General features: G+C 35.6%; 20 protein-coding genes and 1 pseudogene. 10 read left to right on the top strand and 11 right to left on the bottom strand.

Annotated features, from left to right (window positions below; genetic code table 11):
- From LB465_RS16985 to LB465_RS16965, 5 genes are all read right to left on the bottom strand, one after another.
- Positions 1-195 carry an SHOCT domain-containing protein gene (locus LB465_RS16985; protein WP_224471128.1) on the bottom strand — a complete coding sequence of 65 codons (195 nt, stop codon included), beginning with the start codon at positions 193-195 and terminating at the stop codon, positions 1-3.
- A 29-nt stretch (positions 196-224) separates the two neighbouring features.
- Positions 225-740, bottom strand: coding sequence for a hypothetical protein (locus LB465_RS16980; RefSeq protein WP_224471118.1), 516 nt, complete (start codon positions 738-740; stop codon positions 225-227).
- Positions 741-834: 94 nt separating this feature from the next.
- Positions 835-2502 (bottom strand): multicopper oxidase family protein, encoded by a 1668-nt coding sequence (locus LB465_RS16975; RefSeq protein WP_224471117.1) that lies wholly within the window; start codon positions 2500-2502, stop codon positions 835-837.
- 214 nt (positions 2503-2716) lie between these two features.
- A complete protein-coding gene (locus LB465_RS16970) occupies positions 2717-3178 on the bottom strand; it encodes a DUF305 domain-containing protein (protein WP_224471116.1) in 462 nt (153 codons plus the stop codon).
- 3 nt (positions 3179-3181) lie between these two features.
- Positions 3182-3733, bottom strand: coding sequence for a DUF3347 domain-containing protein (locus LB465_RS16965; RefSeq protein WP_224471115.1), 552 nt, complete (start codon positions 3731-3733; stop codon positions 3182-3184).
- 219 nt (positions 3734-3952) lie between these two features.
- Between LB465_RS16965 and LB465_RS16960 the strand changes: the two genes are divergently transcribed.
- The gene (locus tag LB465_RS16960) at positions 3953-4921 is read left to right on the top strand and encodes an ion channel (RefSeq protein WP_224471114.1); all 969 of its coding nucleotides are present in this window, start codon (positions 3953-3955) and stop codon (positions 4919-4921) included.
- Positions 4922-4962: 41 nt separating this feature from the next.
- Here LB465_RS16960 and LB465_RS16955 read toward each other — a convergent pair whose 3' ends face one another.
- The gene (locus LB465_RS16955) at positions 4963-6147 is read right to left on the bottom strand and encodes a PepSY-associated TM helix domain-containing protein (RefSeq protein ID WP_224471113.1); all 1185 of its coding nucleotides are present in this window, start codon (positions 6145-6147) and stop codon (positions 4963-4965) included.
- Between the two features lie 306 nt (positions 6148-6453).
- On the opposite strand from LB465_RS16955, the gene LB465_RS16950 reads away from it, so the two are divergent.
- Entirely contained in the window at positions 6454-7329 is an 876-nt protein-coding gene (locus LB465_RS16950) for a DUF808 domain-containing protein (protein ID WP_224471112.1), read from the top strand.
- A 119-nt stretch (positions 7330-7448) separates the two neighbouring features.
- Here the strand turns inward: LB465_RS16950 and LB465_RS16945 are convergent, their stop codons facing one another.
- Both LB465_RS16945 and LB465_RS16940 read right to left on the bottom strand, forming a co-directional pair.
- Complete coding sequence (locus LB465_RS16945) at positions 7449-7967, bottom strand: DUF4494 domain-containing protein (protein ID WP_224471111.1); 519 nt, start codon at positions 7965-7967, stop codon at positions 7449-7451.
- 250 nt (positions 7968-8217) lie between these two features.
- Entirely contained in the window at positions 8218-8664 is a 447-nt protein-coding gene (locus tag LB465_RS16940; RefSeq protein ID WP_224471110.1) for a pyridoxamine 5'-phosphate oxidase family protein, read from the bottom strand.
- 271 nt (positions 8665-8935) lie between these two features.
- Here LB465_RS16940 and LB465_RS16935 point away from each other — a divergent pair, with 271 nt between their 5' ends.
- From LB465_RS16935 to LB465_RS16910, 6 genes are all read left to right on the top strand, one after another.
- The gene (locus tag LB465_RS16935) at positions 8936-10018 is read left to right on the top strand and encodes a sensor histidine kinase (protein WP_224471109.1); all 1083 of its coding nucleotides are present in this window, start codon (positions 8936-8938) and stop codon (positions 10016-10018) included.
- Entirely contained in the window at positions 10011-10688 is a 678-nt protein-coding gene (locus LB465_RS16930) for a response regulator (protein ID WP_224471108.1), read from the top strand. The genes LB465_RS16935 and LB465_RS16930 overlap by 8 nt, the downstream gene beginning before the upstream one ends.
- Positions 10689-10931: 243 nt before the next feature.
- Positions 10932-12719, top strand: coding sequence for a TrkH family potassium uptake protein (locus LB465_RS16925; RefSeq protein ID WP_224471107.1), 1788 nt, complete (start codon positions 10932-10934; stop codon positions 12717-12719).
- A gap of 10 nt (positions 12720-12729) precedes the next feature.
- The gene (locus LB465_RS16920) at positions 12730-13425 is read left to right on the top strand and encodes a potassium channel family protein (protein ID WP_224471106.1); all 696 of its coding nucleotides are present in this window, start codon (positions 12730-12732) and stop codon (positions 13423-13425) included.
- Between the two features lie 66 nt (positions 13426-13491).
- Positions 13492-13818, top strand: coding sequence for a DUF6660 family protein (locus LB465_RS16915; protein WP_224471105.1), 327 nt, complete (start codon positions 13492-13494; stop codon positions 13816-13818).
- A 32-nt stretch (positions 13819-13850) separates the two neighbouring features.
- Positions 13851-16019, top strand: coding sequence for a TonB-dependent receptor (locus LB465_RS16910; RefSeq protein ID WP_224471104.1), 2169 nt, complete (start codon positions 13851-13853; stop codon positions 16017-16019).
- 203 nt (positions 16020-16222) lie between these two features.
- Here the strand turns inward: LB465_RS16910 and LB465_RS16905 are convergent, their stop codons facing one another.
- Positions 16223-18040, bottom strand: coding sequence for a hypothetical protein (locus LB465_RS16905; RefSeq protein ID WP_224471103.1), 1818 nt, complete (start codon positions 18038-18040; stop codon positions 16223-16225).
- Between the two features lie 197 nt (positions 18041-18237).
- Between LB465_RS16905 and LB465_RS16900 the strand changes: the two genes are divergently transcribed.
- Positions 18238-18804, top strand: coding sequence for a pentapeptide repeat-containing protein (locus LB465_RS16900; RefSeq protein ID WP_224471102.1), 567 nt, complete (start codon positions 18238-18240; stop codon positions 18802-18804).
- A gap of 32 nt (positions 18805-18836) precedes the next feature.
- Complete coding sequence (locus LB465_RS16895) at positions 18837-19214, top strand: PH domain-containing protein (protein ID WP_224471101.1); 378 nt, start codon at positions 18837-18839, stop codon at positions 19212-19214.
- Between the two features lie 92 nt (positions 19215-19306).
- Here the strand turns inward: LB465_RS16895 and LB465_RS16890 are convergent, their stop codons facing one another.
- Both LB465_RS16890 and LB465_RS16885 read right to left on the bottom strand, forming a co-directional pair.
- Entirely contained in the window at positions 19307-19654 is a 348-nt protein-coding gene (locus LB465_RS16890; RefSeq protein ID WP_224471100.1) for a cupin domain-containing protein, read from the bottom strand.
- A 22-nt stretch (positions 19655-19676) separates the two neighbouring features.
- Positions 19677-19787 (bottom strand): annotated as a pseudogene (locus LB465_RS16885) (IS1595 family transposase); the annotation flags it as partial.

Below are 19787 nucleotides of genomic sequence, written 5' to 3'. Positions count from 1 at the left end.
TTAGTTTTTTTCTTTGAGGGTTTCTTTTTGCTTCTCAAATTCCTCTTCGGTTATTTTACCTTTTGCATACCTTTGTTTTAAAATATTCAAGGGGCTTTCACGTGTTTTTTCAACTGCTCTGTTCTTATTTCTACGGGAATAAAGGATTATTACGAAAAAAAGAAGAATAAAGCCTAATATCCACCAGGACCACATCATCATAATTTATTACTTTTTAGTAGTTATTATTGCTCAGACCTGGAACTTTTATCTTTCATTTTAGATTTCATTTTTTCCATCATTTCAGGGTTTTCTTTCATTTTTTCCATCATTTCTTTTTTCATTTCCTCATTTTCATGAATTCTCTGCATCAGCATTTTTCTGCCGTCAGGACTTTTCAACATTTTTTCGACCATCATTGATTGCATTTTCTTTTTCATTTCAGGATTTTCCTCCATCATTTTCTGCATATGACTTTTCATGTTTTCCTTCATTTCAGGATTATTCCCCATCATCTCTTTCATTTTCCCTGATTCCATCATTTGCATATGGCTTTGCATCATGATCTTTCTTGCTTCCTCATCTTGTTGCGCCAACTCCATAAATTCTTTTAATTGGGCAGGGTTCGAAATCATTTCCTGATATACTGCTTCCCGATTATTTTGAAGTTCCATGGTCTCAGTGGCATTAAAACTTGACTGACAGCTTACAGCTGCAGCCATTATACTAATAAACATTAGTGTTTTTGAAATTGTTCTCATAGTAGTAAGTATTTAGTTTAAAATTAATTTTACGGCTTCCAGATTTTATTAACCCTTTGGAAAGCCTTCATTACAAATAATATTTTTTTCTATTCTATGTTATTTTAAAGTTTCTCATCATACCCATATCTTCATGTTCCAGGTTATGACAGTGGTAAACGAAAATGCCTTTGAAGTCTGCAAAGCGCATAATAATTTTGGTTTTCATGCCCGGCATTAACAGCACAGTATCCTGCCAGCCTTCATTTATAAATCCATCTTTGATAGAATTCCAAACCGCAGGATCCATTTCGGAAGTATCACGCTCCAAAATATTAAACTGTACCTGGTGTATATGAATTGGGTGAGGCATCTGCATCATATTTCCCATACCGTCACCTTCATTATCGCCACCCATCATTCCGTTGCCACTATCCATCATACCGCCGTCACCCATCATTCCATTGCCACCCATCATTTTTCCTCCCTCGTTGGAAAGCTGCCATATTTCAGTAGTATCTAATTTTACTATTTCTTCTTCAGCTACATCACTACCTTCCCAGGTTCTGCCGTTAATTGTCCATTCCATTCCTTGCATAAAGAAATTAAATTCCCTGGGGTTATTCTTGTTAATTGCATTATTCGGATCCAGCTTTTCATAAGACACCAGTTTTTCAGGAAGTAGAAAATCATTTGAACCGCTCTCGTTCATTTTAATTTTAAAAAGGCTGTATTCTGAACCTAAAGGTGAACGGGTATTAGTACTATTCATCATTCCGCCATTCATCATTCCTCCCGTCATACCGCTTTCAAACGCAAGGCTTTTTAATTCAATTTCATCACCTTCTTTTTTGTTTTCAAGATCCACCCATAGATCTATTCTTTTTGCAGGAGCCAGCATTAAGTAGGGCATTACTTTAGGTTGCTCCAGAATACTGCCATCAATTCCAATTACTTTTAGTGGTTCCCCATTATTCCAGGCAAGTTTATAAATTCTTGAATTAGAACCATTAAGTATCCTTAGCCTGTATTTACACCCTGCTTTTAACGATAATTCCTGTTCAGGCCTACCGTTTACAAAGATTTTATCGCCGAGAAACCCCATCATCCTATCCATTCTTCCATTGTCAAGATAAACCAGTTGATTATCATTATCGATATTGCGGTCTTGGATTACCACTGAACGATCAAATTCTCCAGTAGGTAAGCCTAAACTTTCCTCTTCTTCATCTGAAACGAGCAACATTCCGGCAAGTCCATTGTACACTTGCTCCCCGGTTTTTCCATGGGGATGAGGATGAAACCAATAGGTTCCTGCACGGTTCATTACTTCATATTCGTATACATAGGTTTCACCATTGGAGATAACATCTGCTGGATGGCCATCGTATTCCTCTGGGACATGCATCCCGTGCCAGTGTACAATACTTTCCTGCTGCAACTCATTTGTAAAGCGTATTCGAATTTTCTGGCCTTTGCGCACTTTAATTACGGGGCCAAGGTAACCGTTAGGAATTTGTTGAAGATTATCGGACTCACCCTTTACTAACTCACTTTTAAACGACCAGCATTTTGTTTTTCTTCCGTCAAATAAACCTATTTCCTGTTCTGCTGCAGTCAGTTTAATATCAATATCTGGATTAAAATCGGGATTTAATTTTAAAGGATCATTAGTACCATTGGCATCGGCACAAGACTGAAATAATGGCCAGGCAATAAGTACAGATGCACCGGCACATCCAAGTTTTATAAAATTTCTTCTATCCTGCTTTTTTATACTCATATCTTATTGGGGTTAAATTCGTCCTGTGTTGTTCAATTTCCTGTAAAATCTCTTTTCTGCTGTTTAGAGTTTTGTGATATTTTTATTTAAAGGCTGAGGTGACGTGAGGTGCAAAAAACAAATTGCCAAATAGGCCCAATTTCCTCTTTCTAAACAAATATTCATTATGAATTCCTTGTAAGCTTGTCCTTAGGTAGTTTATTGCGGATTATTTTTAATCATCTTCATTCTCGAGACGATAAATTATTTTCTTCATTTGAGCGATCTCTCTTTTTTGAGCTGCAATAATCTCTTTAGCAAGTTCTTTAGTTTCTGGATCTTTAAGATCGGCTTCCTGACTGGTTAAAATTGCCGACGCATGGTGAGGAATCATCCCTTTCATATATTGAATATCTGAAATGCCGGTTTGTGTTCGCATCATATAATAAACAGAACCAAAGCCAACTATAGAAACTACTAAGATGATGGCGTTAAGCGTTTTGTTCTTATACATCCCCAGCATAAACAACAACATGATAACCGCCATTGCCGTTATCATTAAAAGTGTCATATACGTACGCATCGTGCTTAGCATTACATATTCAAACTTATCAGCATTTAGAAACATAATGCCGTACATAACTATAAATGAGACCAACATCATTAGTCCGAATTTCGCGTAATTTCCCTTTTGCATAATTTATTTTTTTGGTTTGATCGTTTCCGTAACACTACCACATTTCGGCATTTTTTCACCTTTGTAAGGGTTTTTAATTTCCTCAACTTCTGCGAACCAGAATGCTCCCTTGTTGTTAAAGGCCATTGGGCAATGTTGCTTATAAATGGTTCCTGCAGAAAGATTCTGCTTAAAGAGTGATTCTACTTCAATGGAGAATTCAGAAAAAGCACTTCGTAGTTGTTCAATATCTTCGGCTCTAGCCATCTTTTCAGAAAGAGATTTTAATTTCGAAAAGTCTTCATCAAAACTGTTTGCAATACTTTCAGAAGCATCTTTGGCCGCGTCCAGATCATCGTTAAATAAGGCGGTTCGCACTTTTAAATAATAATGATAAACAGCACCTGTCATACCATCTTTAAAACTGCTATCGGCAATATCCGGAATTTCCTCCTTCTGTTCTTTAACCTCTTCTGCGGTTTTCACTTCCACACTTTGTTCTTGTTTTTTATCAATACAAGCGGTAAAGACAAAAAACAGCAGGGGAAGCAACCAAATTTTACTTAAGTGTTTCATAATTTTGCTCGTTGATTAGGTGTTATCATGTAAGTTATGACATATTAAATAGCTTAATTTTAAAGTTTTCATAAAATAGGTCTGGGACATGGAATTAGGAGGCGAAGTTGGTTGGATTGCCAGATTTTCGACGTACCACTTAAGTTTTAGAATAATAAGAGCGTAAAATCAGGTTAATTAAAATGTTTTTACCTTTAGAAGTCTGAAAAGAATTTATAGATGTCTGGAATATTTTTATTTATTGGAATTATCTTATTGCTCATCGCAATTCATGACTTTTTTTTTACCACTCTTTCGGGAAGTGGTACGGGATTCGTCTCCAGGAATATTTCTATTTTATCTGATAAGATCATTCAGTTTTGTGTGAAGATCTTTGGAAGAAAAGCATACAGTTATAATGGATTATTCGTGAATCTCATGATTCTGTTTTTCTGGCTTATCTTAATTTGGGGCGGATTATTCCTGGTTTACACTTCTAATCCCGAAGCCATCACCAATAGTAGTGGCAGAGTAGCAAATCATTGGGAACGACTTTATTTTACAAGTTATACGCTCTCCACCCTTGGGATGGGAAATTTTACACCAACTACTGCAATATTTGAAATGGTAACCGGTGCCTTTTCTTTCTTTGGATTTATTTTTTTTACAAGCTCAATGACATACTTTCTTTCCGTTTCATCTGCGCTAGTAAATAAGAGAACTTTGTCTAAAAGTATTCACCATATGGGAAAAACTCCACAGGACATTGTAAATAACATTTTAAGTTTTGAATCTTCGTTCAGCTATCAACAAATTTCAGAGCTACAACAATTAGTAGATAAACATTCGGTAAATCATCACGCATATCCTGTGGTTCATTTTTATAGACAAAGCGAGAAAAAGGATAGTTTAAGTCTAAACATTGCGAGGTTAGATGAAGCAGTTAGCATTTTACTTTATTCAGAAAAAGGGGAAAAATACAAAGAGGAGTTAAAATTATTGCGTTCTTCTATGTCCGGTTTTTTAGATGATATGGAAAAGAATTTCGCCTCCAACCTGTCTTTAAAAAAAACCACGGTAGATTCTTACGATTTTCCCGCTTTAGATGAAAAAGAAGCTTCAAAAGAACTACGAAAACGCAGAAATATAATGGAAGGTTTATTTAGAAGTGAAAACTTTACCTGGGAGGATGTTTTTGCTAAAAGTTGAGATTCCGAAAAACAGATCCAGCATAGAATAGATATCTATTGCTAATTTGAAGTAGCCAATACCCGCTTTTCCCGGCGTTCAGGTGCTTTAGCTTTTATTCTTTTTCCGTACCATAAGAGGAAGCCGGTAACAGGAAGTGAGCTACATAATAAACTGATTAGAAAAGCAAGCGTTTTACCCGGCAAACCGGCGATTGCACCAACGTGAATATCGTAGTTCATTCTTAATATTTTCTCTGCTACCCCAGCTTCTTCGTAAACTGCGTAAATAGTTTTAGAGGGAATTTCTGAAAGGTCATTTTGGTCGTAAAATCTATAATCTGAATCGTAATAAATACCATCGCTATTGCTAACTTCTACATAAATGCTATGATTTTCATCGTGGGGATAATGAATTTCATAGTCTTTCGCATCAGGAAATTTTTCTTTCAGAATAGGCATTAATTGCCTTATAGGCTCATTTTCTTCCCGGGAACTTTGGAAGCTTCCGCTTGTATTTTCAGGAACCGCGAATACTACTTCTTTTTCACCTCCAATGCCTTTGTAAAATACTTTTGCAAAAGTTTCAAAAGTCATTACAAGTCCCGTGAAGATGAAAATTACCGCAATAAAACTGGCATAGAAACCTATAATCTGGTGCAAGTCATAATTTTTTCGTTTCCATTTGGTGCTCGATTTCCATTGAAACCAGGTACGTTGTTTTCTAACTTTTTTGTTTTTAGGCCACCATAGAATAATACCCGAAACCAGCATGAGAAAGAAAATAAAAGTACTCCAGGCTACGATTTCGCTTCCTATTTCTTCCGGCAACCACAAATGCATGTGGCCATCTAAAACAAAATGAAAAAATCCGGATAAATGATTTTCTTTATGAAGAATTTCCCCGGTCCAGGGATGAAGAAATACCGATTGGTAAAATTCCGGTTTTTCTTCATAAAAAATAACTTCTATAGGTTTTTTTCCACCGCCGTATAAAGTACCGTGAATATATTTGCCTGGGAAGACGCTTTGCGCAATCTCTTTGGCTTCTAATGGATCGATCTCAGGATTGGTTTGGGGTACAACCTCGGGAACTTTAGAAGTTAAGGAGTTAATTTCTTCCTGAAACACCCATAAACATCCGGTTATAGAAACTATAAAAACAACTAAACCTGTTGCCAATCCAAGATATAAATGCAGGATTCTAATGTATTTTCTGAATTTTTTCCCCGGTTTATTTTTTTTCATTACCAGCATTTTAAAACCCGGCCTGGACCGGACAATAGTTTTTTAATTTGGCGACTATATAGAATAGGTCTAAATAAATATTATAACGAAAGTAAAATCTTCTCTTATAAAGCACAAATTTAATTTAGAATATTTTTAAATAGCGAGAATCATATCAAACATTCCAATTGCTCTTCTTTAGGGATTAAAAGAACAGTTATTATAGAGTTGTCAATATTTAGTGTCTAACTTGAAAGGAAGTATTACAATAATATTTAGATTTCAATTTCCTAAATACACTTATCTTGCCCTTTAAAGTAAACAACTATGGCTTCAGGAATTTTTGCGCTTTTGGATGATATTGCAGCTTTAATGGACGATGTTGCGGTAATGGGAAAAGTCGCAGGGAAGAAGACAGCCGGGCTTCTGGGTGACGATCTTGCCGTTAATGCAGAGAAAGCATCAGGATTTATGTCTGCTAGGGAATTACCTGTGCTTTGGGCAATTACTAAGGGTTCATTTCTAAACAAGCTTATTATTTTGCCGCTGGCATTTTTACTGAGTGCATTCCTGCCATCTGCTATTACTGTAATTTTAATTATTGGTGGGTTATATTTGGCCTATGAAGGTGCCGAAAAAGTACACGAATACTTATTTCCGCATTTGCATAAAAAAGAAAAGCCTAAACTCGAAAAGCTTTCAGAAGAGGAAGTATTAAGCAGAGAAAAAGAAAAGATAAAATCAGCAATTTTAACCGACTTTATACTTTCGGTAGAAATTGTAATTATAGCTTTAGGAACGGTAGGGCAGGAGCCTTTGCTTAATCAAATTCTGGTGGTTACTCTTATCGCCATAATAGCAACTGTAGGAGTTTACGGTATTGTTGCGCTAATTGTTAGGATGGATGAATTTGGAGCCAGGCTTATAAATTTAAACGAAGAAGAAAACAGTTTTTCAGATAAAATTGGTCAGTTTTTGGTAAGTGCTTTGCCTAAAGTCATTAAAAGTTTATCGATAATAGGAACTATAGCTTTGCTTTTAGTGTCAGGCGGAATTTTTGTACACAACCTTGATTTTTTCCACGGCTTGTTCGAGAACATCCCGGGGATAATCGTAGAGTTCCTAACCGGACTTGTAGTTGGTTTTATCGTATTGGGTATCATAAAGCTTTCCATTAAAGTTTGGAAGACTTTTAAAAATTAAACCCTCTCAAAAGAAGAAAATCATAAATTTTTTATGCTTTTTTAAAATGAAGTTTATAAAAAAGCACCTCTAAAAATATAAGGTGCTTTTGTATTTTTTTGGAAGAAATTCTTTAAATCTTAAACTACTTCCGTTTCTTCTGTAACTTCTGTTTCTGCAGATTCATCTGCATCAATAACATTGAATTTTTCCAATTGTTTTTCTTCACCAGTAAAATATGGAAATACATCCAGGATAGGAGATTCTGTAATAGACGGGATAGAGTAATCTCCCATCGTCTCTTCCATAGCTTTGGTAGTATTCTCAAAGGCTTCTTTTACATCGTTCGCCTGAACTAGCAGATAAATATTGGTCTTCTTTTCTTTTCCACTTTCTTCATCTAAAGCCACAAGAGAAACTTTAGATTTAAACCATCTATCGGAATTCTCGAAAGGATGCACTTCAGAAAAATTAGCGACTTTTATATTCATAATTCTAAAATCCTCGCTTGTATAGGCAGTCATCTCTTCGCTAATTCTGGCTTCTGCTTCGGTATAAGAAACAGCATCCAGGAGATAAGTATCTGTAGTCATTTTCTGTTCTCCGGTTTCGTGAGTTTTTTTGTATTTCACTTTACATTCAAACCAAGTTACGCTCATAATCTATATTTTTTTAGGATTTCAAAAATAGGATTTAAAAAACGCCGGCTAGAAAATATGACTAATAGATATTCACAATTTTGATCTTTATGATTAGGGGAATTTCCTGCCGAATAAGACTGGTGTTTTGAAAGGAATAAGTTGGAATTATCACGAAAATATGCCTCAGTTTACCGAGCTTAAAAGGGAAAGCTGGAATCAATGAATATATCAACTATGTGACTAGTGATATTAAAACTAAAAATTGTTCTTAATCTCTTTGACGTCCGTTAATATCATCAATATTAATTCGGTAAACAATTGGAGAATCTGAGTTGCTTTTACTAGAGATATTCTCAATGAAGTCCGGGCAGGTTTTTCCTTTATTTTTTATTATTTTTTTCACTCCTTCAGAAAATAAACGCAGTATATTTTTAGCGTCTGGGCCTTCTAATTCTTCGAATTTGCCGTACAATAAAACCGACTTCCATTTCTCTAATGTAGAAATTTCATCTACCTGAAAAGTGACCAAAGGATTTTTTCGCATTGCTTCAATTTTGCTTCCCTGCCCCGAATAGGTTAAAATGCTATTTTGTTCAGGATGATAATAATAGCTGATAGGAATTATTTCTGCTCTTCTCCTCGAGATATAACCGAGCCTGCCTATATAATTATCGGCAAGTAGCTGGGTGCTTTCATTTAAGGTCATGACTCTCATATCAGTTTAATTTAGAAGGTGAGTAAAGCTTATTAGAAAATTTGTGCTTAAAAATATTGTCTAATTTATTTCTGAATCTCCAAATAAAATATGATGGATATCATTAAAACTTATTTTAATTAAAGTAATGAAAGGATCTGATTATCAGGGGTTAAAAGTAGGTAAGATTTTAAACTGATAAATTAAATCTGTCTCTGGTTTTCAAAAATTGTATTTCAAACAGTCTTAGTAATTTTCTACGTGTATATTTGAATAAAGAAATAATTGCTAATTGGAATCTTATAAAAACATCAATGAAAGCAAGGGCCTTCAATATTTTATTGGAATAGGCTCTATTCTTTTTATTTCATTTATCTGCTATCTCTTTATTGATATTATTGGTTACCACGTGGTAGCTCTACTTTTGCTTCTTGTAGTTTCTATATTAGCAATGTTTTTTAAGATACTCCCGGTGGTTATTGCTGCTGTTCTAAGCGCCTTAATCTGGAATTTTTTATTTATCCAACCGCGATTAACCTTTAAGATTAGCACTCCGGAAGATGCACTTTTATTCCTGATGTATTTTGTAATTGCAGTAATGAATGCAGTTTTTACAACTAAAATTAGAAAGGCTGAAGCTACATCCAGAAAGAGGAAGGAAAGGGAAAAAACCATACAATTATATAATACGCTATTTAATTCGCTCTCGCACGAACTAAAAACACCAATTGCGGCTATTATTGGATCGGTAGATACGTTAAAAGAAAGTGCAGAGAAACTTTCTGTAGATAATAAAAGTGAGCTTTATAATGAAATTGAAATTGCAGGAAACAGACTTAACAGGCAGGTTAAAAACCTTTTAAATATGAGTCGCTTAGAAAGTGATTCAATTCATTTACAGCTTAATTGGTATGATGTTAATGAGATTGTTTACAATGTTATTGATAATAATAAAATAGATTGTAATCAGCATCAAATTATTTATCAGCCTCAAGATAGTCTACCTCTTTTCTTGTTTGATGCTACCTTAGTAGAGCAAATTTTACATAATATTGTTCATAATGCTATTCAATATACGCCCAAAGGTTCTAAAATTGAAATTAAGTTTTTTAATACCAGTGAGGCCTGTATTTTTGAAATTTCTGATAATGGGAAAGGTTTTCCTGAAGAGAATATGGAACGGGTTTTTGAAAAGTTTTATCGGTTACCAAATTCAGCCACGGGAGGAACGGGGCTTGGTCTTTCTATCGCGCAAGGCTTTGCAGAAGCCCATAATGGAAAAATTAAAGTTCGGAACGGAAGCAATGGTGGAGCCCAATTTACGGTAACAATCCAAGCAAAAATGACCGATCCTAAAAATTACCAAAATGAATAATGCAGAAATACTTGTTATAGACGATGAGCCGCAAATTAGAAAACTGCTTAAAATCACGCTGGAAAGTAATGATTATAAAGTAGTCCTGGCTGAAACTGGAACAGAAGGGGTTCATCTTGTAGCAAACCATACGCCCGATCTTGTTATTCTGGATTTAGGACTGCCTGATAAGAGCGGACATTTGGTATTAAAAGACTTGAGAGAGTGGTATGATAAATCTATAATAATTCTTTCTGTTCAGGATAGCGAAGCCGATATTATTAAAGCATTGGATAATGGCGCCACAGATTATCTCACCAAACCTTTTAGAACCGGCGAGCTTTTGGCCAGGATAAGAGCTTCATTACGAATCACTCAAAACACAGATTTACAACCAATTATTGCAACAGGAGATTTAGAGATCGATTTAAGCTCAAGGATGGTTAAAAGAAATGATACTCCTGTAAAATTAACTGCTACCGAGTATAATTTAGTAGCCCTTCTAGCGAAGAACCAGGGTAGGGTATTAACACATCAATTTTTACTCAAGGAAATTTGGGGATTTGGTTCTCAAAATGAAACTCAATACCTGCGGGTTTTTATCGCGCAACTTAGAAAGAAACTGGAAGAAAATCCCAATAGCCCTGTTCATATAATCACAGAAAGTGGGGTTGGTTACCGTTTTGTGTAATCTTTATAAAATCTTTATAGTCCCGGTTTAAATTTTATATTCTGCTTATAGCCTTAAACCTAACTTTGCATTATAATCTAATCAAAGTAAAGTGGCTAAACCTCCAAAAAGATCGCCAAACGAGAAAGGACAATCTAATTCCCATCTAAAGTGGGCGGCTATAATAATAGCAATTTTAATAGTGATTGTAGTAGCAGTTTTTGATTACTGCAGCCGCCAGGGTAATTTATAATAAGGGGAGGAATGTTGTCGTTTTTCAAGAATATTACATCAGAAATTTATCGCGAGAGAAGATTAAGTAAAATTGCTGCAATTTTAAGCATCTTCGGCGTATGTCTTCTCATTTTTGATTTAGGTTTTACTCATATTGAGAGCGAAAGAAATTTTTTAAAGAACCTCTATTACGGGATTATAAGTTTAGGCTTCTTAATTGTGCTGGTTAGAAGTTTATTGCCACGACAGAAAACCCCGAAAAAAGTGCGGTTATTCGATTGGATACTCACTGTTTCATTTGGAATTCTTTTTCTGTTAAGAATAGATTTTATTGTTGCCAGTTTTCAGTTTTTAAAGTTTTTCAACCAAATGGGGTGGGTCTATCTTGGGCTTTTCTTCTTTTTTATACGTGAAGTTTCTTCTTTTAAAGTAAATTTCAAGAAAGATTATTTAAATCCTGCCCAGTTATTTGTTGCCAGTTTCCTGTTCATAATTTTTTTAGGCACTTTTTTCCTACTTCTTCCTAAAGCAACCCATTCCGGGATTGGCCTTATAGATGCACTCTTTACCGCTACCAGTGCAGTTTGTGTTACAGGTTTAATCGTTGTAGATACCGGTACGTATTTTACCACTTTTGGGCAAAGTGTGATTATGGTTTTAATTCAATTGGGCGGACTTGGGATTATGACATTTGCCAGTTATTTCAGCTATTTCTTTAGAGGCAATACCTCTTATGCCAACCAGCTTATGCTAAAGGATATCAGCAATTCTGAAAAAATAGGAGAGGTATTTATGGTGCTGAAGAAAATATTGCTTTTAACCTTTTCAATAGAAGCTGCAGGAGCTCTGTTTATTTATTTCAATATAGATAGCGCATTAATCAGTTCTGTATCAGATCGTATATTTTTCTCCATTTTTCATAGTATTTCGGGATTCTGCAATGCCGGATTTTCTACGCTGGAAAACAGCCTCTACGAGCCAGGTTTTCGGTTTAATTATCCTTTACATCTAATCATAGCTGCTTTATTTATTCTGGGAGGTATTGGTTTTCCAATCTTGCTGAACCTTTATAAATACATTCGGTACTATGTGTTTAGGAAATTACAGAAAATAAAAGATCCCCATCGCGCGAATTATCTGCCCTGGGTTTTAAATCTTAATTCACGAATTGTATTAACCACAACCCTAATTTTATTATTAACCGGTACAGTCTTATTTTACATCTTTGAATATAATAATACGCTAAGCGAGCATAGCGAATTTGGCAAAATCGTTACAGCTTTTTTTGGAGCTGCAACTCCAAGAACTGCGGGTTTCAACTCTGTTGATACATCAGCGTTACATTTTTCTACATTAATGCTCGTATTTCTTTTAATGTGGATAGGTGCCTCACCTGCTTCAACTGGTGGTGGAATCAAGACAAGCACATTCGCACTGGCAACACTTAATTTTTTTAGTTTGGCTAAAGGAAAAGACAGGATCGAAATTTATAGACGGGAAGTATCTAATATCTCGATAAGAAGAGCTTTTGCCATTATTAGCTTATCTCTTATAGTAATTGGTTTAGCAATTTTTCTAATAGCATTTCTCGAGCAGGATAAGAATATTATAGCGATTACTTTTGAAGCTTTTTCGGCCTACAGTACGGTAGGCTTAAGTATGGGGATAACGGCCGGTTTAAGTTCTACTTCTAAACTAATAATCATCGCTACTATGTTTATTGGTAGGGTAAGTATGCTAACCTTGCTTATAGCCATTTTACGAAATATTAAGCATCTTAATTATCGTTATCCGTCAGAAGAAATTTTAATCAACTAAAGCATTTAAAATGAAATATATTATCATAGGATTAGGCAATTTTGGAGCTTCCCTGGCAGAAAAATTAACTTCTATGGGAAACGAAGTTATTGGAGTGGATAGTAACCTGGATAAAGTTGAAGTTATTAAAGAAAAAATCACCCACGCTATAAGCCTTGATGCTACCGATTTTAATGCAGTAAGCAATTTACCTCTCGAAGATACTGATGTGGTAATAATTGGAATTGGAGAAGATAAAGGAGCAAATATTATGGCTACCGCTTTAATGAAACAGTTACACGTAAGGCGATTAATTAGTCGGGCGGTTTCGCCTTTGCAGCAAATGGTCTTGGAGGCTATGGGAGTAGAGGAGATAATTCATCCTGAAGAGGAAACCGCAGAGCGATGGTCAAAAAAATTAAACCTGGAAGGAGTGGTAGATTCGTTTGAAGTCACCGGGGAATATAGTATTGTAGAGAGTGAAATCCCTAAGGAATATGATGGAAAAACTCTGGATGAAATTGGTTTAAAAAAGAAGTATAATATTATAGTGCTCACCACGATTAAATATACTGATGGAAAAAACGAGATCGGTTCAGCTAAGACTATGTCTAATGTTCAGGGGGTGGCCAACGCAAAAACTAAATTGCATTATGGGGATATCATGGTGTTATACGGAAATAACCGGGATATTAAAAAACTTTTAAAGGAAGTCAGGAAGTCGTAATGAAGTCATTAATATTTCAATAACTAAAGTTTACCTTCCTTTTCAGGAATTTATTACTTTTGAGATATGAAAGTCCTGGCGGTTTTTTTAGGTATTTTTTGTTTGCTTATTTCTGCATACCCTTGCTGCATTATAGATGATTGTGATTCAGATACCGAAGTAAAAATTACGGAAAATGATGAAGATCAGAAGTATGATGATTGTGGTTTATGTTCCCCTTTTATTAGCTGCGGAAGCTGCATTGGCTTTATTCCTAATACCGATGAGGTTGTAACAGTCCTAAACCCTCAACCAATTCCAATTTCAAATTTATTCGGACTTGCTTTTAAAAGTGTAGAAGCAGAATATGCCGATAGGTTTTGGCAGCCGCCACAACAGGTTATTATTTCTTGAAAACAGAATTAATAATAACCTAAATTTTTAAAATGATTAAACTCTTATTTAAACTTGCGATCTTCCTGATCGCTTTTAACGTCGTGGGACAAAATTCCCTTGAGGCGGTAATTAAAAATGCTGAAGATAATACGCCTTTGCTTGGCGCTAATGCGATAGTTTCTGGAACCGATATCGGTGCTACCGCAAATATAGATGGGGAAATAACTTTAAAAGAAATCCCGAACGGTACCCAAAAAATTGTTTTTAGTTTTGTGGGCTTTGCTTCAGAAGAAATCACCTTAGATTTTCCCAGGACAACACAAGATACGCTGGAGATTTTTCTTGAACCCGGCGGGGAAGAAATGGAAGAAGTTATTATTCAATCTACCCGTTCCCGGCGTAGCATTGCCGATTTACCAACTCGTGTAGAAGTGATCTCAGGCGAGGAACTTACCGAAAAAGGAAATATGAAACCCGGTGACATTAGGATGTTGCTTAATGAAACCACGGGAATTCAAACCCAGCAAACTTCGGCTATTTCCGGTAATTCGAGCATTAGAATCCAGGGGCTGGATGGGAAATATACCCAACTGCTCAAGGACGGTTATCCGCTTTATTCAGGATTTTCCGGCGGACTCAGTTTACTGCAAATTGTGCCTTTAGACCTGCAACAGGTTGAGGTAATTAAGGGTTCTTCATCTACTCTTTACGGCGGTGGAGCTATTGCCGGTTTGGTAAATCTTATTTCCAAAACTCCGGGAGAGGAAAGAGAACTTAATTTTATGCTGAACGCCACTTCAGCATTAGGACTGGATCTTAGCGGATTTTATTCTGATACCTACGGAAAACTGGGAACCACCGTTTTCGCTTCTTATAACCTTGGCTCGCCTTACGACCCTGCAGATATTGGCTTAACAGCAATTCCTGAATTTAATCGGTATACCATAAACCCGAGGGTTTTTTATGAATTTACCGAAAACACCAAATTGGATATTGGTGTGAATACCACGGTTGAAGAACGTACCGGTGGGAATATGGCTTACCTGGAAGGCGAAGACGTGGAAGACCCTTTTTTTGAGAGAAACAATACGGCAAGGACCACTTTACAGTCTGGTTTTGAACATTTCTGGAATGATGATAATCGCTTTAACCTAAAAAACAGTTTCAGCTTTTTTGACCGGGAAATTCAAACCGGTGATTATGTCTTTGCCGGTAATCAATTCGCCTCTTATAATGAAGCTTCTGTGGTTTTAGGTACCGATAAAATGGAATGGATTGGAGGCCTCAACTTGTGGGTAGATCGTTTTGAACAGGATGTTTTAACCGATGCTCCTGTAGTAGATTACGAGCATCTTACTTATGGTGCTTTTGTTCAGAATAACTGGCGGGCCAACGATTGGTTTCAACTGGAAAGTGGACTTAGAACCGATTATCAAAATGAATATGGATGGTTTGTGTTGCCGAGAATTTCAGCGATGTTTACTGTTTCTGATGCTATCACCACCAGAATTGGCGGCGGAATGGGCTATAAAACTCCTTCAGTTTTTACCGAGGATGCCGAGAGACTTCAATTTAGAAATGTAAAGCCTATTGATGTAAGCAACACCGAAGCCGAAAATTCCATTGGGGGAAATTTTGATATTAATTACCGAACCGAACTCTTTGAAACCATAGAATTTACGAGTAACACGCTTTTCTTTTACACCAAAATTGAAAAGCCAATTATTCTCGAAAATACTTCAGAAGGCGTTTTTGAATATCTGCAACCTAATGGATTTATTGAAAGTAGGGGGATAGAGGCTAATTTAAAATTTGGCTATAAAGATTTCAAATTATTTACCGGCTATACTTATGCCGATGTAGATAGAACAGAAGACGGAAATACTTTTGAAATGCCGCTGGTTTCCAGGCATCGCTTAAATAACGTGCTAATGTATGAACTTCACGAAAAGCTTAAAATTGGTTTAGAAGGCTATTATTTTAGTCCCCAACAATTAAGTGATGGTTCTACCGGACAGGAATACTGGATTTTTGGTTTAATGATGGAAAAATTATGGGAAGATTTCTCGATTTTTCTGAATTTCGAAAACTTTACCGATACCCGTCAAACCCGTTTTGATTCAATCTATACCGGTTCAATATCCGACCCTCAATTCAGGGATATTTATGCCCCGGTGGATGGTTTTGTAGTAAATGGAGGGATAAAATTGTTTTTTTAAATAAAAATTTGATACAAGAAGTTGGCTGAAAAGACTTTTAAATCGTCATTCTGAATTTATTTCAGAATCTAAGACGTGATTAAAAGTATATTGAACTCAAAACAATCCCGAAGCTTCGGGATTGTTTTGACAAATCTTAATCTTTTCAGATGGTCTCTTTATACACAGATTCAACTTTTAATATTCAAAATGATTGAAAAAGTCTAATTAGAAATTTTCGGTTCAATAGTTATTCCGGTTAATGATGCTTTTAGTTCTTCCAATTCCCCGAGCAGCTGATTTCTGCCGGTTTGGAAAATATTGGTTTTATTGGTGAATAAACCCTGGTAATAGGAGATTCCGTCTAAAAGATTAAGCTTGAATTTCTCTAATTTTTTCTTCTGTTTAACAGAAGGTTCATCCATAAATTCATCAATTTCATTTTTGAAATAATCCAGGTATATCTTTAATTCCTTGACAAACATATTGGGACGGTTGGGCATTTCCATCACAGAAATTTTTCCATAGATATGTTGCACCATTTTTGAAAGCGAAACAACTTTTGAAAAATACGCCATATTTGGTCCCGGACAAATAGCAACGCCCTGTGCCTGGCCCTTTATTCTAATGTCGTTTTCAAGAAAAGATGCATTTCCCAGGCCAACGCATAAACAGGCTTTTTCGGTAATTTTGTTCTTCTTTTTATCTAATACCTCCTGGGAGAAATTATCTTTCTTTTCTTCCAGTTCTTTAAGTTTTATATCCTGAAATTTTTTAGAGGCAGAACAAATTCCTTTCTCATCGTAATCCTTACTTAGCGCCAGGAATTTTTTAGGACAAGAACTCCCGCTTTTGTTTTCAGAAATTCGTTTTTCTTTTAGTTGTTCATTGGTTGTCCCTCTCACGGTATTAAAAGGGATACCTAAAGGAGAAATATGACTTAAATAAAGATCTTTTTCTTTCGCTTTTACCAATAATCTACGCGTTTCAATATCCACCGAAGTAGCTTCAGGAACAAGTAAAAACGGCGTTCCCCAACCTACAGAAGATACGTTATAGTGATCTAGTAAAAAGTCATGCTCTTCAGAAGTCCCCACACCGCCTTGTACCGTGATTTTGAGATCAAGAGGTTTTTCAGGAACCGGGACTTCTTTCTGGGCTAAAGCTTTGCTCATTAATTCGTGAGCCGATTGAATAAGTTGCTCTTTTTTCTGATTAAATTCTTCCAGAATTGGTCCCAGTAGATGACCATCGGTTGCAAAAGCATGGCCGCCACAGTTTAGCCCGGATTCAATTCGATATTCTGAAACCCACAAACCTTTCTTTGCCAGGTAATTTCCCTGGATTGAAGCCGATCTGAAATCGCTTACTTTCAGAATTATTTTCTTTTTAAGATTGCCATTGGCATCAGGAAAGAAATCTCTGAAATTTTCAAAATAGCTATATAGCCTTGGATTTAACCCTGCCGAGAGCACAATTGAAGAGGAAAGTTTCGAATTGGCAAATCCGCGAAGCGCAGCATGGGCATCATTGAATTCTACCGGCAACTGCTCGTTTTTAGCGAAATTATCCTTATCAATTTTCGCCATAATATTTACATCTATACTGCCGGGGCTAAGATGGTTTTCAATATATGTGCTCAATTTTTCTTTCGCATCGGCGCCGTTATCCAGCAAATTTTGAAAACCTTGCTTGATTTCAGAATGATTAGGCAATATGGAAAGGTAATTTTCTAAAGCTGTTTTGCTTTCTGTCAATTCCTTTTTAAAACTCTCAAACTTATCCTGGACGATATTGTTTACCAGGTCTAAATAGGAAGTTATCCGTTCTGCCCGGGAATCGGGATTTTTCTTCGGAATTTCCTTATACGGCAAATCAAATTTCTTACTGTAGAAGGCATTCATTTTTTCAATAAGTTCGTCGTCAATAATCGAGATTACAGAAGATATTCCATATTTAGCAACCCGCAGCGGGCTGTCAATGGTAAAAGCTGTTCCCATTACCGGGATATGAAAACTGTGCATTTGGTTCGTTTTGGTCATATTCTAATAATTATTACCGGCACCGGGCAAACTTACGCTGTTACCGGGGCTGTTTAAAATGAGGAGTTAATTTTCCAATTTGTAAAGAAAAGAAGTTGAAAACTGGAAAAATATGACATGGGTCACATTTAGAAAATTAATTAAATTTTAGATAGGAGTTTAAGCTTCTAAAAAATTAAATATGTAGTTTTAATCTTATGGAGAATCAAATTGAAGAACAGGATTTTAATAATATAAACTTTTTAGATCATTCTTTCGCTAATAGCTATGAATCCTGCCAATTTAAAAATTGTAATTTTTCTGCGGGTAATTTAAAATGCGTTCTATTTATTGACTGTGAGTTTAATGAATGTGACCTGGGTAATGTTAATTTTGACCATACTTCTTTCCAAAATTGCAATTTTAAATCCTGTAAAATGATAGGCTTACATTTTAATAATTGTGAACCTTTCGCTTTTTCTATTTCCTTAAATGATTGTATTTTGAATCACTCGTCGTTTTATGGAATGAAATTACCTAAAACTATTTTTCAAAACTCGAAACTACAGGAAGTAGATTTTTCAGGAGCTGATTTATCTAATTCAAAATTTATAAACTCCGATCTTTCCGGAGCAGTTTTTCAAAATACAAACCTTATTAAAGTTGATTTTCTCAGTGCTCAAAACTACAGCATAGATCCTGAAAATAATAAAATAAAAGGGGCTAAATTCAGCCTTGATCAGGTAAGCGGGTTATTGAATAAATATCAAATTACAATCGAATAAAAAGTTGAACTTAAATTTATAAGAAAAAAGGGATGAGTTTACTGAATAAATTAATGGGTAATGCAGCCAGTATTTCTAGAGAAGATTTAGATAAAAAATACGGCAGATTATTGACCGAAACCGAAGAAATCGAACTTGGGTTTTCCTTATTGCGTGATATTTTTATGTTTACCAATAAGCGACTTATTTTAATAGACATTCAAGGCCTTACCGGTAAAAAGCAGGAATATTTATCGCTTCCATATCGGCATATCTCTCGATTTTCATTAGAGACCGCTGGGACTTTTGATTTGGATGCAGAGTTAAAAATCTGGATTTCCAGTGAAAATGAGCCAAGCGTTAGCAAACGTTTTAATAAAAGTATAGATATCTATGCCGTACAGCGATATCTGGCTGAAAAAGTTACTTAAAACAAATAGGAGTTATTTTTCAAAAAAACCTTTTCCCTAATTAAGAATATTAAACCATGCTTTATATGGAAAAAGGTAGTGCAATTTGTTTTCTACATAGAGTTTTTTGCAACATTCTCTACTCGTTCTGCGGTATCTGCTTTTGTAAGGCTTAACCGAACAATACTATTTTCTTTGGCTTTAAGGTCGTGCGGCACATTTCCTTCCAGGGCTATCAAATCTCCTTTTTTTAAAGCCTGGATTTCTCCTTGAACACCAAAATCAATGGCACCCTCGAATACCTCTACCACAATAGGGAAAGAGGTTTTATGTTCTTTAAGGCCTTGCCCGGCTTTAAAGGCCATTCTAATTTCTTTACTCGCTTCAGTCTCAAATAGTACTTTTACGGCTGGTGAGTTTTCCTTATAATCAAGGTTCTCGGTTAAGGATGCTTTCTTCATTTTGTTTTATAGAGGTCAGTAGTTAGTTACTTATAATTTGCGATTGATAGGTGACATTGCCCTGAACCATTTTTGTGATCAGGTTATTGAATATTGTAGCCTTGCTCTGAGATCGGTTGATCCTAAAACAGAA

This window comes from Salegentibacter lacus (assembly GCF_020164555.1).
Lineage (GTDB): Bacteria > Bacteroidota > Bacteroidia > Flavobacteriales > Flavobacteriaceae > Salegentibacter > Salegentibacter lacus.
This window is presented reverse-complemented; position numbering and strand designations above follow the sequence as displayed.